This window comes from Microbacterium sp. 1.5R, assembly GCF_007667425.1.
Lineage (GTDB): Bacteria > Actinomycetota > Actinomycetes > Actinomycetales > Microbacteriaceae > Microbacterium.
Window position 1 is genome coordinate 169,068 of the sequence record NZ_VDRC01000001.1, and the last position, 20,391, is coordinate 189,458.

Genomic DNA, 20,391 nt, shown 5'->3' on the forward strand with positions numbered 1-20,391 from the left:
CTACCTGCGAGCGGTCGTCGGCTCCGCGCCGTGACCGAGGCGCAGCCCGGGGACGAGAGCGACGACGATCAGCACGGCGCAGATCGCGAAGACCGCGGGGAACGCGTCGACACCGCCTCCCAGTGTGGCGACTGACAGACCGGCCACCGCGATCACGATGGCGGCGCCTGTCGAGTCCGAGATCGACAGGGCCGACGAGTTGAAGCCCTGATTACCTGGGTCCGAGTACGCCAGGGTGAGCACGGTGAGGCGTGGATAGAGCAGCCCCATCCCGCCACCGGCGAAGCCCCAGCCGAGCACCACGAGCACCGGCGAGACGGCGCCCAGCGACGCGAGGATGACGAGCGCCATCGCGACGAACAGCAGAGCGAGGCTGAGCACCGTGATCCGCAGATTCCCGAGCCGCTCGCCGTACCGGCCCTGCAGCTGCGACGCGCCGGCCCAGGCGAAGGCGGCGAACATGAGCGCGAGCCCTGCCCAGGTGGCGGTGAATCCATACCGTTCGATGAGGAGGTACGGGATGTAGGCCTCTGCGGCGAAGAACGTCCCGGCGACCACCCCGCGCATCAGGACGACACTGGGCAGTCCGCGTCCGGAGCGGAGGGTTCGGCGCGGAAGCAGCGGGAGCACGGCGACGCCGATCACGGCGATCGCCCCGAGCGCCACCGGCCAGCCGATCGCGGCATCCATGTCGGCACTGAAACCGACCACGACGGCGGACACGGCGACCACGACGGCCAAGGCCATCCTCACGACGAGAGCGCGACGATCCTGGGGCTCGCCCCGCCCGAGGTCGAGACCGCGGAGACGGACGGCAATCATCACGAACGCGAGAGCGGTGAGCACCGCCACTCCGAGGAACGCCCAGCGCCAGTCGAGGTATTCCGCCACAGCTCCGGCGAGGAACGGCCCGATCATCGACGGCACCACCCACGCGGCGGCGAAGGCCGCGAAGATCCGTCCGTGCAGATGCGGCGGGTACAACCGCGCCACCACCACGTAGAGCGCCACGGTCTGTCCGCCGGTTCCGAGCCCCTGCACCAGACGCCCGACCAGGAACTGGTGCATCGTCACGGCGAACCCCGACAGCAGCAGACCGATGATGAACAGCGTGACCGCGGCGTACAGCGCCCCTCTCGGCCCGCGCGCGTCGGACCACGCCCCCGCCGCGACCATGCCGATCACGCTGGTGGCCAGCGTGCCCGCGAAGGCGACCGCGTACAGCGACTGCCCGTCGAGAGCGTCACTCACGATCGGCATCACCGTCGTGACGGCCAGCGCCTCTATCGCCGCGAGGAAGATCAGGGCCACCGAGCCCGCGGTCACCCAGACGCGCTCGCGGTCCCAGATGGAGACCGTGGCCGCGTCGGACTCGCTCATCGGCCGACGAGCGCGGCGATGCGCTCGATGGCCTCGGTGATGATCTCGGGACTCGTGCCGAAGTTCAAGCGCACATACCCCTTGCCCTCTTCACCGAAGGCCGGCCCGAAATGCAGGGCGACCCTGGCCTCACGGAGGATACGTCGAGAGGGATTGTCGCCCCAGCCGAGCCCGGACAGATCGATCCAGGCGAGATATCCGGCGTCGGGCAGCCGGTAGCGGGCCTCGGGGATCCGCGCAGCGAGCAGGTCCTCGAGCAGCATCCGGTTCTCATCGAGCGTGCGCAGCAGTCCGTCGAGCCACGTATCGCTCTCCGCCGAGAACGCGGCGGTCGCCGCGAGCAGACCGAGTTGACCGGTGCGCCACTCCACCTCCACCGGCAGACCCCGCACGACCGCGCTCGTCGGGTCGGACGCCGTCACCATGAGCGCACACTTGAGGCCGGCGAGGTTGAAGGCCTTGCTCGCGCTGACGACGGCGTACCCGACCCGCTCGGCGGACTCCCCCGCGTCGAGGAACGGTGTGAAGCCGGTGCCGGGCTGCGCCAGGGGTGCATGGATCTCGTCGGAGACGACGGCGGCACCGAACTCGTCGGCCAGTTCAGCGAGCGCGCGCAGCGCCTCCCGGTGGTGCACGGTCCCGGTCGGGTTGTGCGGATTGCAGAGCAGGATGGCCGTGGCGCCCTCGGCGAACGCCGAACGGATGCCGTCGAGGTCGAGCTCCCACCCGTGGCCGGTATCGCGCAGCGGTACGCGCTCGACCTGCGCCCCCGCCTCCTCGACGAGGTCGTAGAACGGCGGGTACACCGGAGGGGTCACGACGACACGCTCCCCCGGCTGAGTCACCCGGCGAAGGATCTCCACGATGCCCATGCTGACGTCAGCCGTGGAGCGCATACGCGCCGGGTCGGGCGTCCAGCCGTACCGACGCTCAGCGAACGCGGCGTACGCCGCGGGCAGCGGGGTCCGCGAGGCGATGTAGCCGGTGTCGCCGATCTCGACCGCGTGATGCAGCGTCTCGGAGATCTTGGGCGCGAGGGGGAAGTCGGTCTCGGCGACGAAGAGCGGCAGCACATCGTCGGGGTACTCGCGCCACTTCTCGCTGCTGCGTTCCCGCAGCTCGGCCAGCGGCAGCGCCTTGACCTCGAGCATCCTCAGATCGCGAAGCCGAGGGCGCGCATCATGTCGCGGCCGTCGTCGGTGATCTTCTCCGGGCCCCACGGCGGCATCCACACCCAGTTGATGCGGAAGCGCTCGACGACGTTGTCCAGGGCCTGAGCGGTCTGGTCCTCAAGCACGTCCGTGAGCGGGCAGCCGGCACTGGTCAGCGTCATGTGGATGACGAGAGCATCGTTCTCGTCATCCCAGGCGAGGTCGTAGATGAGGCCGAGGTCGACGACGTTGATCCCGAGCTCGGGGTCCATGACGTCCTTGAGAGCCTCGGTGACCTCGTCGTACTTCTCATCGGAGAGGGTGGCGGCGGTCATGCGATCAGCCTACGCCTCGAGAGGCGCCGCGGGGTCGAGGAAGCGGTCGTATCCCTCTTCCTCGAGACGGTCGGCGAGCTCGGGTCCACCCTCTTCCACGATCTTGCCCGCGACGACGACGTGCACGTAGTCGGGGCGGATGTAGCGGAGGATGCGGGTGTAGTGAGTGATGAGCAGCACACCGAGACCCGTGGCTTCCTTGGCGCGGTTCACGCCCTCGGAGACGATCTTCAGTGCGTCGACGTCGAGGCCGGAGTCGGTCTCGTCGAGAACGGCGAACTTCGGCTTCAGCACCTCGAGCTGCAGGATCTCGTGACGCTTCTTCTCTCCACCGGAGAAGCCCTCGTTGACGTTGCGCTGCGCGAACTTCGGGTCCATGCGCAGGTTCGCCATCGACGCCTTGACGTCCTTCGTCCACTGGCGGATCGAAGGCGCCTCGCCGTCGAGAGCCGTTTTCGCGGTGCGGAGGAAGTTCGTGACGGTCACGCCGGGGATCTCGACGGGGTACTGCATCGCGAGGAAGAGTCCGGCACGCGCGCGCTCGTCGACGCTCATCTCGAGGACGTCCTGGCCGTCGAATGTGATCGAGCCGGAGGTCACGGTGTACTTCGGGTGACCGGCGATCGTGTACGCGAGCGTGGACTTGCCCGAGCCGTTGGGGCCCATGATGGCGTGAGTCTCACCCGTGTTCATCGTCAGGGTGATTCCGTTGAGGATCGGGGTGGTCCCCGCCTCGGTCTCGACCGTCACATGCAGGTCGCGGATTTCGAGAACAGACATTCAGACTTCCTTCGTCACAGTCGGGTCGATGAGCACGTCGTCGCCGTCGATCTCGACGACGTAGACCGGGACGGGCTCATAAGCGGGGAGATTCTGGGGCTTGCCGGTGAGCAGCGAGAATGCGGAGCCGTGGGCCCAGCATTCGACCGTGTCACCCTCGACGAAGCCCTCGGACAGCGAGATGTCGCCGTGGGTGCAGGTGTCGCCGATCGCGTGGATCACGCCTTCGGAGTCCTTGATCACGGTGATCGGGACGCCGTCCGGGTCGACGCGCAGCGGGGTGTCGAGTTCGAGTTCGTCGACGCCGCAGACGCGCTGGGCGGTCATGCGTTCACCTCGGCGAGCTCGGTCTCGATGGCGGCGAGCAGCTCCTCCTCCAGGGAGGGGATGCCGAGGCGCTGCACGATGTCGCTGAGGAAGCCGAGAACGACGAGACGGCGTGCCTCTTCCTCACTGATGCCTCGCGCCTGCAGGTAGAACAGCTGCTCATCGTCGAAGCGACCGGTCGCGCTGGCGTGACCGGCGCCGAGGATGTCGCCGGTCTCGATCTCCAGGTTCGGGATCGAGTCGGCCCGAGCGCCCTCGGTGAGCACGAGGTTGCGGTTCGCCTCGTACGAGTCGGTGCCGGTGGCATCCGGACCGATCAGCACGTCGCCGATCCACACGGAGTGCGCGCTCTCACCCTGCAGGGCGCCCTTGTAGAGCACGTCGCCCTTCGTGTGCGGTCCCTTGTGGTGCAGGTAGACCTGGCTCTCGAGGTGCTGTCCGGCATCCGCGTACGAGAGGCCGTAGAGGTATCCCTCGGAACCGGCGCCGGTGAGCTCGAGGCTCGGGTTCACGCGCACGACACCGCCGCCGAAGCTGATCACGAAGTGCTTGAGCGTGGCGTCGGCGCCGACCGTGGCCTGATGGGCTGCGGCGTGCACGGCGTCGTCGTCCCAGCGCTGCAGGCTGATGACGGTGAGATTCGCGCCGTCACGGACGATGATCTCGACGTTCTGCGCGTACTGCGCGGAACCGGAGTGGTCGAGGACGACGGTCGCGCGCGAGTGCGGCTGGGCCTCGATGAGGATCTGGCCGAAGCCGCGCTTGTCGACTCCTGCCCCCTCGATCGGCACGATGAGCGGCTCGTCGAGCTCGGCCTCGGCGGGCACCTGGATGTGCAGGCCGCGAGGACCGTGCTTCCACGCGAGCGCGCTCGGGAGGTCCTCGGGGCGGAAGAACTCGCCGTACGCGTCCCCCTCGCCGGGCTGGAGGAGCGCCTCGACCGCGTCGAGACCGTAGGACACGGCATCCGCGTCTGCGGGCTCGTCGGCCAGGAGACCGGCGAGCTTCGCGACGGGCGTGTGCTTCCAATTGACCTCGCGGCCGGTCGGGGCGTCGAAGTCGGCCGGCTCGTACGAGTGCGGCCGCTCGGAGCGGGTCTGCACCGGAACGAAGCCGGCGTCGGCCACCTGGGCGGCGGGGTCCACGTGCGCGCTGGAAGAGCGCGACGCGGGAGGCGTCGTCGTCGGGGTCGTCATCTCAGCCGACCGATCCTTCCATGCCCATCTCGATGAGCTTGTTCAATTCCATCGCGTACTCCATGGGCAGCTCCCGCGCGATCGGCTCGATGAAGCCGCGCACGATCATCGCCATCGCCTCGTCCTCGGGCATGCCGCGGGACTGCAGGTAGAAGAGCTGTTCCTCGCTGACCTTCGACACGGTGGCCTCGTGGCCGAGCTGGACGTCGTCGACACGGATGTCGATGGCCGGGTAGGTGTCGGATCGCGACTTGGTGTCGACGAGCAGGGCGTCGCACCGCACGGTGTTCGCCGAGTGATGCGCGTTCGCGTCGACGCGGACCTCGCCGCGGTATCCGGCGCGACCGCCGCCGCGGGCGATCGACTTCGAGACGATCGACGACTGCGTGTACGGCGCCATGTGGATCATCTTCGCGCCGGCGTCCTGGTGCTGGCCGGGGCCTGCGAACGCGACGGAAAGAGTCTCGCCCTTGGCGTGCTCGCCCATGAGGTAGATCGACGGGTACTTCATCGTCACCTTGGAGCCGATGTTGCCGTCGACCCACTCCATCGTCGCGCCCTCGTGGGCCACGGCCCGCTTGGTGACGAGGTTGTAGACGTTGTTCGACCAGTTCTGGATCGTCGTGTAGCGCACGCGGGCGTTCTTCTTGACGATGATCTCGACCACGGCCGAGTGCAGCGAGTCCGACTTGTAGATCGGTGCGGTGCACCCCTCGATGTAGTGCACGTAGCTGTCTTCGTCGGCGATGATCAGTGTCCGCTCGAACTGGCCCATGTTCTCGGTGTTGATGCGGAAGTACGCCTGCAGCGGGATCTCGACGTGCACGCCCTTGGGGACGTAGACGAACGAGCCTCCGGACCAGACGGCCGTGTTCAGCGCGGCGAACTTGTTGTCGCCGGCCGGGATCACGGTGCCGAAGTACTCCTCGAAGAACTCGGGGTGCTCACGCAGCGCGGTGTCGGTGTCCATGAAGATGACGCCCTGCTGCTCCAGGTCCTCACGGATCTGGTGGTAGACGACCTCGGACTCGTACTGCGCGGCGACGCCGGCGACGAGACGCTGACGCTCGGCCTCGGGGATGCCGAGGCGCTCATACGTCTCGCGGATCTCCTCGGGGAGGTCTTCCCACGACTGCGCCTGCTTCTCGGTGGAGCGCACGAAGTACTTGATGTTGTCGAAGTCGATGTCGCTGAGGTCGGCGCCCCACGTCGGCATCGGCTTGCGCCCGAAGAGCTGGTATCCCTTGAGGCGGGTCTTCAGCATCCATTCGGGTTCGCTCTTGAGGGCGGAGATCCCACGGACCACCTCTTCGGAGATGCCACGTTGCGCGACCGCTCCTGCGGCGTCCTCATCGTGCCATCCGAATTCGTACACCCCCAGGCCATCGAGCTCCGGGCGGTCGATCAGCACATCCGACATCACACACTCTCCTCACAGGTCCCAAAACGGTGTAATCCGCCCCGACACACCTGATCCCCGTCGAGTCTGCGGGAGCGGGTGCCGTTGGTGGGCCCTCATCACCGGCGCTTCCATCGCGCCTAAACTGTTGACGATGCTTCAGCGCTGTCAGCGCTCATCGCAACAATCCGATTCTACAGGTTCCGCCTGACGACAGGGCCGCTCGCCGTGTCCGCCCCGCGGTTCGGAGACACCAATGCCCGACACCACCACCGCCCCCTCCCCCCGCCCCGCTGTTCCGGCGGCGGCGCGCGCCGATGTGTGGGGGCGGATGCTGCGGATCTTCGCCTGGATGTCGTTCGTGGCGGAGACGATCATCATCGGCACGGGCGGCGCCGTTCGTCTCACCGGATCGGGTCTCGGATGCTCGGAGTGGCCGCTCTGCACCCCGGAGTCCCTCGTCCCGATCTATGCCGATCAGGGCATCCACGGGGCCATCGAGTTCGGCAACCGCCTCATGACGGGCGTCGTCGGCATCATCGCCCTCGCCGTCGTGCTGCTCGTGCTGCACCGGACAGGCGGTCGCCGCAGCGTCGTCTCCGCCCTCTGGTTCGCCCTGAGCGGTGTCGCCGCTGCCGCCGTCGCCTTCGGCATCGCGACTCTGGTCGCCCACCTCGTCGCGCCCGGTGCGAACACCCCGGTGTTCTCGGTGGCCACGGCGGTGCTGCTGCTGGCGGTGATCATCGCCGCGGTGCGGTTCACGCGCCGCGCGCCGGAACGACGCGACCTCCTCGCCCTGGCCTGGATCGTGCTGATCGGCGTCGTCGCCCAGGCGCTCGTGGGCGGCATCACGGTGCTGACGGGCCTCAACCCGTTCATCGTCGGCTTCCACTACACCTCGTCGCTGCTTCTCGTGTGCGTCGCGGCGGCCTTCCTGGTGCGCCTGTACGCCGTTCCCGGACCCCGTGAGCGCGCCGTGCCGGCGTGGTTCGCGGTCCTCAGCCACGTGACCGGACTCGCCCTCGCCGTGACCATCGTCTTCGGTGTGCTCACGACGGGCTCCGGCCCCCACTCGGGCGACGCGGACGTGTTCCGTCACGGTTTCGACGCGACGGCGCTCGCGCACGTGCACTCCTGGCCCGGCTACATCCTGGCCGTGCTCGTGCTCGCACTGACGGTATCGGCGTGGATGCTGAAGCTCGAGCCGCGGAAGTGGCTGCTCGTGCTCGTGATCGCGATCGCCGTGCAGGTCGGTGTCGGCGTCTGGCAGGCCCGGGAGGGACTGCCGCCGCTGCTCGTCGGCATCCACATGGTGCTCGCCTCGCTCTCCGCGGCGACGTACACCGTGGTGGTGCTGCATCTGAAGAAGCCGGTCGCCGTGAGGGACTGACTGGGCAGCGGGCGGGTTCGACCCCTTCCGCACAGTGCACGCATAGCTCGCGCATCGACTGCTCATCAGTCGGTCCTGCATCGTCGCTGACATGAACAAGTCACTCACACGCAGCATCGGCTTCTGGCTCCTCCTCGTCCTCTCGCTCGCCTCGGCGGGAGTGGGTGCGTGGCTCGTCGCCGGTCAGGTTGGATCCATGACCAGCACGCTGCTCGACAACACCGCCACCGGTGTCGACGTGTACGTGGGTCAGTCGCTCGTCGTGGTCGGGTCAGTGCTCCTCGGCGCCGGCATCATCGGCATCCTGATCGCGGTGGCGCTCAGCGCCGTGCAGTCGCTGCTCCCGGCAGCGGCGCCCGTGGTGGTCGAGCCGATCGATTGGGCAGCCGAAGAGCCGACCGCCGAGTCGCCCGCGACCGAGGACCCCGCTCGGGCATCGGAAGTCGAGCAGACCGGCGTCGACGCGGCGACCGCAGAAGGGGTGACGGAGCCGGCGACCGAGACCGTCGGAGACGAGCGTCAGAACGGCAGCAGCGGATCGACCGCGACGGCCACGAAGATCAGCGTCAAGTAGGTGATCGAGGCGTGGAAGACCCGCATGGGCCGCGCCTCGTTCCCCCGCACCGCCTGGTTGTACAGGCGGTGCGACTCGTAGATGAACCATCCTCCGAACACGAGGGCGGAGACGGCGTAGACGAGGCCCATGCTCGCGATCGGGATGAGGAGCAGCGAGCAGGCGACGGTGGCCCAGGCGTAGAGGATGACCTGAAGGCCGACCTGCGACGCGTTGCGCGTGACGCCGAGCATGGGCACGTCGACGTCGTCGTAGTCGTCCCTGTACTTCATCGACAGCGGCCAGTAGTGCGGCGGCGTCCAGAGGAAGATGAGGGCGAAGAGGATGAAGGCCGGCCAGTCGAGCGAACCGGTGACCGCGGCCCAGCCGATCAGGACGGGGAAGCATCCGGCGATACCGCCCCAGATGATGTTCTGCTCGGTGCGCCGCTTGAGGATCATCGTGTAGATCACGACGTAGAAGAAGATGGCGGATGCCGAGAGCGTCGCCGCGAGCCAGTTCGTCGTGAACCAGAGCCACACGGTCGAGAGGACGGCGAGGGTCCAGGAGAAGATCAGCGCGCCGCGCGGGGTGATCTCGCCCGTGACGAGCGGACGGTTCTCGGTGCGGTGCATGTGCGCGTCGATGTCGCGGTCGAGATACATGTTGAACGCGGCGGCGGACCCGGCGCTCATCGAGCCGCCGATGACGGTCGCGACCACCAGCCACATGTTCGGGAGTCCGCCCTGGGCGAGGAACATCACGGGGACGGTCGACACCAGCAGGAGCTCGAGGACGCGCGGCTTGGTGAGGGCGACGTACGCCTTCACCGTGCGACCGACGGACTTCTTCACAACGGTCTGATCAGACATCGTCGAGATCTCGATCGCCTCCTCCACACACGTCACGACAGCTTTTCCAGTCTACGGCACGCGGATGCCGGGCCTGCGCGCCCGTCGCCACTCACCCCCTGTGGATAACGCCGACGTGCGTCGGCGCGATGCGTCTACCGTGTCCGGATGCCCCTCGTCGCCCGCACCGCCGTCATCACCGCGGGCCTGCTCGCTGCGCTTCTGGGACTGCTCGCCGGATGCGCTCCGGAGCCCGCACCGACCCCGACACCCACGCCGGCCTTCGCCAGCGAAGAAGAGGCCTTCGCCGCAGCGGAGAAGGTGTACCGCGACTACAACGATGCCGTCAATGCAGAACGAGCCGGTGATGAGTCGGCGGACCCGGCTCAGTTCCTGACATCGGCCGCACTCGAGACAGATATCTACTCTCGTCGCCTAGTCGCGCGAGAGGGGTGGTCTCTCGTCGGCGACGGCAAAGTGGACGCCTTCGTAGGTACTGAATCTCGAATGACCGCTACGTCCAGCGTGGTTACGGCAACGGTCTGCCTCGATGTGACCGGCTCGAAGGTACTCAACTCGGATGGCGATGACGTCACACCCTCGGACCGCGTGACGCGGGTACTTCTGGATATTGAATTTGTCAGCGCCGATGATCGTCTGTTGATCTCGAGGACCGAGGTGGCCAAGGAGAAGACGTGCTGAATCGGAGACCGCTGGTCATCTTCGCTGGGGCTGCACTCTGCATGCAAAGCGCATACATCGGGATACTTCCGGGGACACAATCCGGGTGCGACTCAGCACTCGCCCTAACCTCCCTCTGCAGCTCCACCGACGGCTCGATCCTGACCATCAGCGGGACGCAACAGAATCCAGGGAGTCCCATGGCCAGGAACGCTCCCGACGCCCCTCCGGCCAGGAGCACTCCCGACGCGCCGCGCTCCCCCAGCGAACGTGCGCTCGAACTGGCGAGATGCCTCGACGCGAACGGGACGACGCGCTGCGCCGATCTGCTCCGACCGACCGTCGGCACACCGGAGGAAGCCCCCGCTCCGGCGCTCCCTGCGGTGACGATCACCGACCTCCAGCAGTTCGCTCCCCCGCCCACGCACGCGAGCGCCGAGCCGGGTGATGTCGCTGTCGCCGGACTTCCGGCGAACTTCCTCGCCTCCGCCACGACCCGCACCGTCGCCGGCACGCTCTTCGGCCTGCCGCTCACCGTGCGGTTCACCCCGATCGCCTACGAGTACTCGTATGGCGATGGCGCCTCCGCATCCCTCCCTACGCCGGGGCGCTCGTGGGCCGAGCTCGGCCAGCCGCAGTTCACGCCGACGCCCACGAGCCATGTGTATGCGGAGCGCGGCACATACTCCGCGAGGGTCGACGTCCGCTACGCCGCCGAGGTCGACCTCGGCGGTGGATGGACCCCGGTCGCCGGGGAGATCCGAGCAGACGGGCCGCCCCAGACCATCCGGGTCTTCGAGGCACGCACCGCTCTCGTCGCCGCGACCTGCGCCGAGAAGCACGACGCGCCCGGGTGCTGAGAACCCGCGTTCCCGGCTTCCCGAGACCGAGTGCCGGACACCGCCGCGATGTCTCGCCTGCGCGGGAATTACCCCCGTCATGCAGCGTTGTAAAGGGGGTAAGCGGTCCGATCCCCGGCGCTATGCTGGGGGGACTCGCGCGCCCAGCGCACATCCACCAATTCCGTGACGGAGCGGACCGCGATGCTGCGATCCAGGCGCTATCGAACTGTTGCAGAAGGGCTTCACCGTGTCGGAATTGCAGTGGGATGAAATCGATCGGCGCGCGGTGGACACCGCTCGCGTGCTGGCCGCGGATGCTGTCGAGAAGGTTGGCAACGGCCACCCCGGCACCGCGATGAGCCTGGCTCCCGCCGCGTATCTCCTATACCAGCGCGTGCTTCGCCACGACCCGACCGACACCCACTGGCTCGGTCGCGACCGTTTCATCCTGTCGGCAGGTCACTCGTCGCTCACGCAGTACGTGCAGCTGTACCTCGGCGGCTTCGGTCTCGAGCTGAGCGACCTCGAGGCGCTCCGCACCTGGGGCTCCCTGACTCCCGGCCACCCCGAGTACGGTCACACCAAGGGCGTCGAGATCACCACCGGCCCGCTCGGCCAGGGTCTCGCCTCCGCGGTGGGATTCGCCTACGCGTCGCGCTACGAGCGCGGCCTGTTCGACCCCGAGGCCGCGGACGGCACCAGCCCGTTCGATCACTTCGTCTACGTGATCGCCGGCGACGGCGACCTGCAGGAGGGTGTGACCAGCGAGGCCGGTTCCCTCGCGGGCCACCAGCAGCTCGGCAACCTCATCGCGATCTACGACTCCAACCAGATCTCGATCGAGGACGACACGAACGTCGCCTTCACCGAAGACGTCGCGAAGCGCTACGAGGCCTACGGGTGGCACGTGCAGACCGTCGACTGGAAGAAGACCGGCGAATACGTCGAGGATGTCGCCGAGCTCTACGCCGCGATCGAGGCGGCCAAGGGCGAGACCTCGAAGCCCTCGCTCATCGTCCTCAAGACGATCATCGGCTGGCCGTCGCCCGGTAAGCAGAACAGCGGCAAGATCCACGGCTCCGCGCTCGGTGCGGACGAGCTCGCCGCCACGAAGGAGGTGCTCGGGTTCGACCCCGAGCAGAACTTCGTCGTCGCCGACGACGTCATCGAGCACACCCGCGGCCTCGCCGCTCGCGCCGCCGACGACCGCGCGACCTGGCAGGAGTCGTTCGACGCCTGGGCAGCCGCGAACCCCGAGCGCAAGGCATTGCTCGACCGTCTCGAGGCCAAGGAGCTCCCCGCTGACATCACCGCGGCGCTCCCCGTGTTCGAGAGCGGCAAGGACGTCTCGACCCGCGCGGCATCGGGGCAGGTCATCAACGCCCTCGCCGCCGAGCTCCCCGAGCTCTGGGGCGGATCGGCCGACCTCGCCGAGTCGAACTTGACCACCATCAAGGACGCGAAGTCCTTCATCCCGGCCGAGTGGTCGACGCACGAGTGGTCGGGCAGCCCCTACGGCCGCGTGCTGCACTTCGGCATCCGCGAGCACGCCATGGGCGCGATCGTCAACGGCATCGTGCTGCACGGCCCGACCCGCGCGTTCGGCGGCACGTTCCTCATCTTCAGCGACTACATGCGCCCGCCGGTGCGTCTGGCCGCTCTGATGAACGTGCCCAGCATCTTCGTCTGGACGCACGACTCCGTCGCTCTCGGCGAGGACGGCCCGACGCATCAGCCGGTCGAGCAGCTCGCCACGCTTCGCGCGATCCCCAACTTCACGCTCGTGCGCCCCGCCGACGCGAACGAGACGGCCGCCGTGTGGCTTGAGATCCTGCGCCGCCACGAAGGCCCGTCCGGCATCGCGCTGACCCGCCAGAACATCCCGGTGTTCGAGCGCGGTGACGGCGCAGCATCCGGCGACGTCCTCGCCTCCGCCGACAACGCCTCGAAGGGCGCGTACGTGCTCGCCGAGGCGCCGAACGGCACCCCCGACGTCATCATCGTCGCCACAGGTTCCGAGGTGCAGCTCGCCGTCAACGCCCGCGCCGAGCTGGCCAAGGACGGCGTCAACGTCCGCGTCGTCTCCGCTCCGTCGCTCGAGTGGTTCGACGAGCAGGACGAGGCGTACCGCGAGTCGGTGTTCCCGAAGAGCGTGACGGCCCGTGTCTCGGTCGAGGCCGGCTCCGTGCTGAGCTGGCGCGGAATCGTCGGCGACCGCGGCCGTTCGGTCGGCATCGATCACTTCGGCGCCTCCGCCGACTACAAGACCCTGTTCGAGAAGTTCGGGATCACCACCGAGGCCGTCATCGCGGCCGCCCGCGAGACCCTGGCCGACAGCGCCAACTGATCTAGGAGAATTTCATGAGCACCCCCACCGCAGACCTCGCCGCAGCCGGCGTCAGCATCTGGCTCGATGACCTGTCGCGCACCCGCATCTCCTCCGGCAACCTCGCCGAGCTGATCGAGAGCCGCAACGTCGTCGGAGTCACCACCAACCCGACGATCTTCGCGAACGCGATCACGAACAAGAACGACACGTCCTACGACGCTCAGCTCACCGAGCTGGCCGCATCGGGTACCAGCGCCGAGGATGCCGTTTTCGCCGCCACCACGCAGGACGTGGCGGACGCCCTCGACGTGTTCCGTCCCGTGTGGGAGAAGTCCGGCCACGTCGACGGACGCGTCTCGATCGAGGTCTCCCCCGACCTCGCGCACGACACCGAGGGAACCGTCGCCTCGGCGAAGCAGCTGTGGTCGAAGATCGACCGTCCGAACCTGCTCGTCAAGATCCCGGCCACGAAGGCCGGCCTCCCGGCGATCACCGAGGCGATCGCATCGGGGATCAGCGTCAACGTCACGCTGATCTTCAGCCTCGAGCGCTACGCCGATGTCATCGATGCCTACCTGACCGGTCTGGAGCGCGCGCACAGCGCCGGACTCGACCTGTCGACGATCCACTCGGTGGCCTCCTTCTTCGTGTCGCGCGTCGACACCGAGACCGACAAGCGCCTCGACGCGATCGGCACCGACGAGGCGAAGGCACTGAAGAGCAAGGCCGGTCTCGCCAATGCCCGTCTCGCCTACGAGCTCTTCGAGCAGAGGTTCGCCGAGAAGCGCGCGCAGGACCTGCTCGCGGCCGGCGCCAACGTGCAGCGCCCGCTGTGGGCCTCGACCGGCGTCAAGGACCCGAACCTCCCCGACACCCTCTACGTGACCGAGCTGGTCGCGGACGGCGTCGTCAACACGATGCCCGAGAAGACGCTCGAGGCCACCTTCGACCACGGCGTCGTCGAGGGCGACACCATCACCGGCGGCTACGCCGAAGCGCACCAGGTGTTCGACCAGCTCGCCGCGGTGGGGGTCGACCTCACCGACGTCACGCAGGTGCTCGAGGATGAGGGCGTCGCCAAGTTCATCGACTCGTGGCACGACCTCCTCGGTCAGGTGACCGAGGCCCTGGAGGCCCAGCGATGACATTCGCGATCCACGCGTCCGGAGCGGCGCGTGTCGCGATCGACGAGACCGTTCCGGCGCTCGTCCGCGATCTCGTCGCCTCGCGCATCACCAGCGGCGATGCGACCCTGTGGGGTGCAGCCGCCGAAGCCGAGGCATCGGTCCGGCTCGGATGGGTCGAGGCGGTGTCGATATCTCGCCCGCTCGTGGCCGAGATCGTCGCGCTGCGGGACGAACTCCAGGCGAAGGGCGTCACCCGCGTCGTCCTGGCGGGCATGGGCGGATCGTCGCTCGCCCCCGAGGTCATCGCGCAGACCGCCGGTGTGCCGCTGACGATCCTCGACTCGACCGCGCCGGGACAGGTGCTGGCCGCTCTCGATGACGACCTCGAGCACACGGCCCTCGTCGTCTCGTCGAAGTCGGGGTCGACGGTCGAGACGGACTCGCAGCGTCGCACGTTCGAGGCCGCGTTCCGCGACCTCGGCATCGACCCGACCGATCGCATCATCGTCGTCACCGACCCGGGCTCGCCGCTCGAGACCTCAGCCCGCGACGCCGGGTATCGCGTCTTCAACGCCGATCCGAACGTCGGCGGACGCTACTCGGCGCTGACCGCCTTCGGGCTCGTGCCGACCGGCCTCGCGGGCGTCGACATCGACGAACTGCTCGACGAGGCCGAGGCGTCGCTGCTCGAGGTCGCGGTCGACTCCGCCGAGAACCCCGCGCTGCGCCTGGGGGCGGCGATCGCCGCGACCTCCCCCCGCCGCGACAAGCTCGGCCTGATCACCGACGGCACCCACATCAACGGGCTGCCCGACTGGATCGAGCAGCTGATCGCCGAATCGACCGGGAAGGATGCCACGGGCATCCTCCCCGTCGTCCTGCTGCCGGTCTCGCCCGAGCTCGACACGCAGCCCGCCGACCTGCAGATCGTGCGGCTCGTCGACGACGCGGCGGAGTTCCACCTGCGGGAGCGCCACCAGGGCGAGATCCTGGTGAGCGGTACGCTCGGCGCGCAGTTCATCGTCTGGGAGTATGCGACGGCGATCGCCGGCCACCTGCTGGGGATCAACCCGTTCGACCAGCCCGACGTCGAGTCCGCGAAGGTCGCTGCGCGCGGCCTCCTGGATGCGCGGCCGGAGCAGGCCGCTCCGGTATTCGTGCAGGACGGCGTCGAGGTCCGCGTGTCGGATTCGTCCCTCGCCGCCTCCGGCACCGTCGAGGGTGTCCTCGACGCTCTCTGGGCACGCCTCGACGCAGACGGCTACGTCTCGATCCAGGCATATGTGAACCGTCTCGACCTGCCGCAGTTGCAGGGTCTGCGCGAGCTCGTCGCCGCCGATTCCGGACGCCCGACCACGTTCGGCTGGGGCCCTCGGTTCCTGCATTCGACCGGGCAGTACCACAAGGGCGGCCCTGCTCAGGGCGTCTACGTGCAGATCCTCGAGCGCACCGACGTCGACTTGGAGATCCCCGGCCGGCCGTTCACGTTCGGCCAGCTCATCGAGGCCCAGGCCGCCGGCGACGCCGGCGTCCTCGCCGAGCACGGGCGCCCCGTCGTCACGCTGACGATCACCGACTCGTCGGCCGACGTGCTCACCCTCTTCGAAGCAGCTCAGAAGTAACAGCCAGGAGAATCTCCACCGATGTCCGTTCCCATCTCGCGCACGCAGAATCCGCTGCGTGACCCAGACGACCGCCGTCTCAACCGGATCGCGGGGCCCAGCGCCCTCGTGATCTTCGGTGTCACCGGCGATCTGTCCCGCAAGAAGCTCATGCCGGCCGTGTACGACCTTGCCAACCGCGGTCTGCTGCCGCCCGGATTCGCTCTCGTCGGGTTCGCCCGTCGCGACTGGGAGGATCAGGACTTCGCCCAGGTCGTCTACGACGCCGTCAAGCAGCATGCCCGCACGCCGTTCCGCGAGGAGACGTGGGCGCAGCTGCTGCAGGGCATCCGGTTCGTCTCCGGCGAGTTCGACAACCCCGACTCGTTCCTCAAGCTCCGTGAGACGGTCGAGAAGCTCGACGTCGAACGCGGCACGATGGGCAATCACGCCTACTACCTGTCGATCCCGCCGAAGGACTTCCCGCTCGTCGCGAAGCAGCTGAAGGACTCGGGTCTGGTCGGAGAGGACGCCGATGACGACGAGCACTGGCGGCGCGTCGTCATCGAGAAGCCGTTCGGACACGACCTGGAGTCGGCTCGTGCTCTGAACGCCGCGCTCGAGGTGGCGTTCCCCGCCGACTCGATCTTCCGCATCGACCACTACCTCGGCAAGGAGACGGTGCAGAACATCCTGGCGCTCCGTTTCGCCAACGAGCTGTACGAGCCGATCTGGAACCGCAACTACGTCGACCACGTCCAGATCACCATGGCCGAGGACATCGGCGTGGGCGGTCGCGCCGGCTACTACGACGGCATCGGCGCAGCGCGCGACGTCATCCAGAACCACCTCCTGCAGCTGCTGGCGCTCACCGCGATGGAAGAGCCCATCAGCCTCTCCGCGGAGCACCTGCGCGCAGAGAAGGAGAAGGTGCTCGCCGCCGTCCACGTACCCGACGACCTCTCGCTCGCGACCGCTCGCGGCCAGTACGCGGGCGGGTGGCAGGGTGGCGAACAGGTCACCGGCTTCCTCGACGAGGAGGGCATGGACCCGAAGTCGGGCACCGAGACCTACGCGGCCATCAAGCTCGAGATCGACACGCGCCGCTGGGCGGGTGTGCCGTTCTACCTGCGCACGGGCAAGCGCCTCGGCCGCCGTGTGACCGAGGTCGCCGTGGTCTTCAAGCGGGCGCCCGAGCACCTGTTCGGTCGCTCCAATGCGTCGGAGCTCGGTCAGAACGCCCTCGTCATCCGCGTCCAGCCGGACGAGGGCGTGACCATCCGTTTCGGCTCCAAGGTCCCGGGCAACGGCACGAACGTCCGCGATGTCACCATGGACTTCGGCTACGGCCACGCCTTCACCGAGGCGAGCCCCGAGGCCTACGAGCGGCTCATCCTCGATGTGCTGCTCGGTGATCCGCCTCTGTTCCCACGCCACGAGGAGGTCGAGCTCTCCTGGAAGATCCTCGACCCCGTGGAGAAGTACTGGGCGTCCGCCGGAGGACCGGTGGATCAGTACGCCCCCGGGTCGTGGGGGCCGGCATCGGCCGACGACCTTCTTGCCCGTGACGGACGCGTCTGGAGACGACCGTGATCATCGACCTTCCCGACACGACCGTCAGCCAGGTCGCCAAGCAGCTCGTCAAGGTGCGCGAAGAGGGGGGTGCAGTCGCCCTCGGCCGTGTGCTGACGCTCGTCATCTCCGCGCGCAACGGCATCGCGGAGGCCGCGATCGACGCCGCGAACGATGCCTCCCGCGAGCATCCCATGCGGGTGATCGTGCTCACCACCGGCGAGGGAGAGGCGCACCTCGACGCGCAGATCCGCGTCGGCGGGGATGCAGGAGCCAGCGAGGTCGTCGTGCTGCGCGCTTACGGCGCGGCCGCCAGCAACCAGGAGAGCCTCGTCACCGGACTGCTGCTGCCCGACGCCCCGGTGGTGGCGTGGTGGCCCGAGCAGGCCCCGACCTCGCCCGCGACCTCGCCCCTCGGCAAGATCGCGGCGCGACGGATCACGGATGCCGCGACCTCGCCCGACGTGCGCGATCGACTTGCACTGCTGAGCAAGACGCACGAACCGGGAGACACGGACCTCGCGTGGACCCGCCTGACGCACTGGCGCGAACAGCTCGCCGCCGTGCTCGACCAGCCGCCGTACGAAGAGGTCACCGGTGTGGAGGTGCGCGGCGCCTCGGCCTCTCCGTCGACCGCGCTGCTCGCGGCCTGGTTGCAGATGGCTCTCGATGTGCCGGTCAAGTGGTCGTACGAGAGCCCCGACAAGTGGGAAGAGGGCATCAAGTCGGTGCGTCTGACCCGCGAGTCGGGTGACATCCTTCTCGAGCGCCCTGCGCCCGGCGACGCCGTCCTCACCCAGCCCGGCCAGCCCGACCACGACCTGCACCTCCCCCGCCGCACCCTGCGCGAGTGCCTCGCCGAGGAGCTGCGTCGCCTCGACCCCGACCTCCTGTACGGTCGAGTGATCACCGAGGGCTGGGAGAAGCTGGGTCCGCCCGAGACAGGAGCATGATGTCGATGCAGACAACGTCCGCGGAGAAGCGGGTCGTGGTCGAGACCACTCCGGGAGCGGTGGCCGAGCGCGTGGCCGACCGGTTCTTGACGAGGCTTCGAGCGCGAACGCGCAACGGGCGCCTCGCCCACGTCGCCCTGACCGGCGGATCCATGGGAAGCGCGGTGCTCCGGGCGACGCTCGAGCACCCGCGTGCAGCGAACATCGACTGGTCGCTCGTGCACTTCTGGTGGGGTGACGAGCGCTGGGTCGCCCGCGACGACGCCGATCGCAATGCGGTGCAGTCCCGAGCGGCGCTCCTCGACCACATCCCGGTTCCCGCAGAGAACATCCACGAGACGGCGGCCACCGGCGAGGGGCTGACCCTCGACGAGGCGGCCGAGGCCTACGCAGCCGAGCTCGCACGGTTCGGTACCGACGAGAACCCGTGGCCTTCGTTCGCGGTGTGCTTCCTCGGGGTGGGCCCCGACGGACACATCGCGTCGTTGTTCCCCGACCGCCCTGAGGTGACCGTGACCGAGTCAGCCGTGCTGCCGGTGCGCAACTCCCCCAAGCCGCCGCCCGAGCGGATCACCCTCACCCGCCCCGTGCTCAACGCCTCGAAGCGCGTGTGGCTGGTGCTCACCGGAGCCGACAAGGCCTCGGCTCTCGGTCTGGCCCTCGCGGGCGCGAGCTACACGAGCGTGCCCGCTGCCGGCGCCAAGGGGCGCAAGCGCACCGTGTTCTTCGTCGACGACGCCGCGGCATCCGAGGTCTCTCCCGACCTCATCGATCCCGCGTACTGACGCCCGCCGGCCTCAGGCTTCCTGGTCGCCCCGGGCAGCCGGGGGCTGCCGTGGTGCGTCGTCGTGAGGCGTCTGATCGCGCGTGCTCGGCTGCGGCGATCCGGTGGTGGGTGGCGCGTCCGACCCGCCACTGCCACGCGTGATGCCGAGGTCCTGACTATCGCTCAGCACCTGTGGGTGGTAGCGCGCGAGGCCGACGACTCCCCAGACGGCGATCGCTCCGGCGACACCGAAGATCACGAGTACCCACCCGGGTGCAGCGGCGGCCTCGCCGAGCACGACCATGCCGATGAGGACCGCGATCAGCGGATCGACGACCGTGAGCCCGGCGATGACGAGGTCGGGCGGGCCCGAGCTGTAGGCCGTCTGCACGAAGTACGCTCCGACCGCGCCGGCCGCCACGAGCGCGATCACGCAGACGAGCGTGATCCATTCGAAGTTGCCCGACTCGATGCGGTTGATGACGGCCTTGGCGAGCGTGGCGACGAAACCGTAGAGGATGCCGGCGCCGATCACGTAGAACAGGGCGCGCATCCGCCGACGGAGCACGAGCCAGCACGCTCCGAGCACGATGATGACCACCAGGAGGATCGCGAGGATCGTGAACAGCTCGCTGTCGCCGATCTTCTTCTCGGTGGCGAACAGTGCGGCGAAGGAGACGAAGAGGAAGATGCCTCCCACGCAGCAGACGATAGCGGTGATCGACTGCCGGGTCGGCGAGTGTCCGGAGATCCGTGCGTTGAGCAGGGTCGTGATGACGAGCGCGATCGCGCCGAGCGGCTGCACCACGATGAGCGGCGCCTGCGAGAGGGCGGCGAGCTGACACACGATCGCGAGACCGAGCATGAGGGTGCCCACGAGCCACGACGGCCGGGTGAGCAGAGCTCTGAGCTGGCCACCGCTGAGACCGCTGGTGCCCTGCGCGCCGCTCAGGCGTTCGACCTTCTCCACGCCGCGGTGCTGATACTGCGCACCGAGCGACATGAACACGGCGCCGGCGAGGGCGAGCGGGATGCCGAGGAGCAGCTTGGGGTTCTGGAAGACACCGACCAGCTGGTCGGTGATGTCTTCAGCCCCAGTCATCCATACCGCAATGCTCACACCAAGACCCTACCCGCCGATCCCCGCCGGATAGGGTT

Annotated in this window: 19 protein-coding genes; 10 read left to right on the forward strand and 9 right to left on the reverse strand. The window is 68.4% G+C overall.

Translation table 11 applies throughout. The annotated features are described in order from the left end of the window. Genes FSY98_RS00885 through sufB form a run of 7 tightly spaced genes read right to left on the reverse strand, consistent with a single transcriptional unit; the run spans nucleotide 1 to nucleotide 6,589 of the window. Nucleotides 1-1,380: an MFS transporter gene (locus FSY98_RS00885; protein ID WP_144872850.1), complete on the reverse strand. Its 1,380-nt coding sequence runs from the start codon at nucleotides 1,378-1,380 to the stop codon at nucleotides 1-3. Then, complete coding sequence (locus FSY98_RS00890) at nucleotides 1,377-2,531, reverse strand: MalY/PatB family protein (protein WP_144872853.1); 1,155 nt, start codon at nucleotides 2,529-2,531, stop codon at nucleotides 1,377-1,379. The genes FSY98_RS00885 and FSY98_RS00890 overlap by 4 nt, the downstream gene beginning before the upstream one ends. A gap of 2 nt (nucleotides 2,532-2,533) precedes the next feature. Continuing rightward, nucleotides 2,534-2,866 carry a metal-sulfur cluster assembly factor gene (locus FSY98_RS00895; protein ID WP_144872856.1) on the reverse strand — a complete coding sequence of 111 codons (333 nt, stop codon included), beginning with the start codon at nucleotides 2,864-2,866 and terminating at the stop codon, nucleotides 2,534-2,536. Between the two features lie 9 nt (nucleotides 2,867-2,875). Beyond that, on the reverse strand, nucleotides 2,876-3,646 hold the full coding sequence (gene sufC / locus FSY98_RS00900; protein ID WP_144872859.1) for a Fe-S cluster assembly ATPase SufC: 771 nt from the start codon (nucleotides 3,644-3,646) through the stop codon (nucleotides 2,876-2,878). Beyond that, nucleotides 3,647-3,973, reverse strand: coding sequence for a non-heme iron oxygenase ferredoxin subunit (locus FSY98_RS00905; protein WP_144872862.1), 327 nt, complete (start codon nucleotides 3,971-3,973; stop codon nucleotides 3,647-3,649). After that, entirely contained in the window at nucleotides 3,970-5,169 is a 1,200-nt protein-coding gene (gene sufD, locus FSY98_RS00910; protein WP_144872865.1) for a Fe-S cluster assembly protein SufD, read from the reverse strand. The genes FSY98_RS00905 and sufD overlap by 4 nt, the downstream gene beginning before the upstream one ends. A 1-nt stretch (nucleotide 5,170) precedes the next feature. Then, entirely contained in the window at nucleotides 5,171-6,589 is a 1,419-nt protein-coding gene (gene sufB, locus FSY98_RS00915) for a Fe-S cluster assembly protein SufB (protein WP_144872868.1), read from the reverse strand. A gap of 235 nt (nucleotides 6,590-6,824) precedes the next feature. Between sufB and FSY98_RS00920 the strand changes: the two genes are divergently transcribed. Together FSY98_RS00920 and FSY98_RS16580 are read left to right on the forward strand one after the other, a co-directional pair. Next, a complete protein-coding gene (locus tag FSY98_RS00920; RefSeq protein WP_144872872.1) occupies nucleotides 6,825-7,958 on the forward strand; it encodes a heme A synthase in 1,134 nt (377 codons plus the stop codon). A 91-nt stretch (nucleotides 7,959-8,049) separates the two neighbouring features. Next, nucleotides 8,050-8,532 carry a hypothetical protein gene (locus tag FSY98_RS16580; RefSeq protein ID WP_186307506.1) on the forward strand — a complete coding sequence of 161 codons (483 nt, stop codon included), beginning with the start codon at nucleotides 8,050-8,052 and terminating at the stop codon, nucleotides 8,530-8,532. Here FSY98_RS16580 and FSY98_RS00930 read toward each other — a convergent pair. After that, a complete protein-coding gene (locus FSY98_RS00930) occupies nucleotides 8,478-9,383 on the reverse strand; it encodes a heme o synthase (RefSeq protein WP_144872875.1) in 906 nt (301 codons plus the stop codon). The two genes, FSY98_RS16580 and FSY98_RS00930, sit on opposite strands and share 55 nt — an antisense overlap. A 147-nt stretch (nucleotides 9,384-9,530) precedes the next feature. Here FSY98_RS00930 and FSY98_RS00935 point away from each other — a divergent pair, with 147 nt between their 5' ends. The 8 genes from FSY98_RS00935 (at nucleotide 9,531) to pgl (ending at nucleotide 19,252) form a co-directional block, all read left to right on the forward strand. Continuing rightward, nucleotides 9,531-10,064: a hypothetical protein gene (locus tag FSY98_RS00935; RefSeq protein WP_144872878.1), complete on the forward strand. Its 534-nt coding sequence runs from the start codon at nucleotides 9,531-9,533 to the stop codon at nucleotides 10,062-10,064. Nucleotides 10,065-10,243: 179 nt separating this feature from the next. Continuing rightward, on the forward strand, nucleotides 10,244-10,903 hold the full coding sequence (locus FSY98_RS00940; RefSeq protein WP_144872881.1) for a hypothetical protein: 660 nt from the start codon (nucleotides 10,244-10,246) through the stop codon (nucleotides 10,901-10,903). 229 nt (nucleotides 10,904-11,132) lie between these two features. Then, nucleotides 11,133-13,232: a transketolase gene (tkt, locus tag FSY98_RS00945; protein ID WP_144872884.1), complete on the forward strand. Its 2,100-nt coding sequence runs from the start codon at nucleotides 11,133-11,135 to the stop codon at nucleotides 13,230-13,232. A gap of 14 nt (nucleotides 13,233-13,246) precedes the next feature. Further along, nucleotides 13,247-14,359 (forward strand): transaldolase, encoded by a 1,113-nt coding sequence (gene tal / locus FSY98_RS00950; protein ID WP_144872887.1) that lies wholly within the window; start codon nucleotides 13,247-13,249, stop codon nucleotides 14,357-14,359. Next, nucleotides 14,356-15,963, forward strand: coding sequence for a glucose-6-phosphate isomerase (locus tag FSY98_RS00955; protein WP_144872891.1), 1,608 nt, complete (start codon nucleotides 14,356-14,358; stop codon nucleotides 15,961-15,963). Before tal ends, FSY98_RS00955 begins: the two co-directional genes overlap by 4 nt. A gap of 21 nt (nucleotides 15,964-15,984) precedes the next feature. Continuing rightward, nucleotides 15,985-17,535, forward strand: a complete 1,551-nt coding sequence (zwf, locus tag FSY98_RS00960) for a glucose-6-phosphate dehydrogenase (protein WP_144872894.1) — start codon at nucleotides 15,985-15,987, stop codon at nucleotides 17,533-17,535. After that, nucleotides 17,532-18,467 (forward strand): glucose-6-phosphate dehydrogenase assembly protein OpcA, encoded by a 936-nt coding sequence (locus FSY98_RS00965; RefSeq protein ID WP_144872896.1) that lies wholly within the window; start codon nucleotides 17,532-17,534, stop codon nucleotides 18,465-18,467. The genes zwf and FSY98_RS00965 overlap by 4 nt, the downstream gene beginning before the upstream one ends. Next, complete coding sequence (gene pgl, locus FSY98_RS00970) at nucleotides 18,464-19,252, forward strand: 6-phosphogluconolactonase (protein ID WP_144872899.1); 789 nt, start codon at nucleotides 18,464-18,466, stop codon at nucleotides 19,250-19,252. The genes FSY98_RS00965 and pgl overlap by 4 nt, the downstream gene beginning before the upstream one ends. Before the next feature lie 12 nt (nucleotides 19,253-19,264). On the opposite strand, the gene FSY98_RS00975 is transcribed toward pgl, so the two are convergent. Next, nucleotides 19,265-20,335 (reverse strand): DMT family transporter, encoded by a 1,071-nt coding sequence (locus FSY98_RS00975; protein ID WP_144872902.1) that lies wholly within the window; start codon nucleotides 20,333-20,335, stop codon nucleotides 19,265-19,267. Between the last annotated feature and the right edge of the window lie 56 nt (nucleotides 20,336-20,391).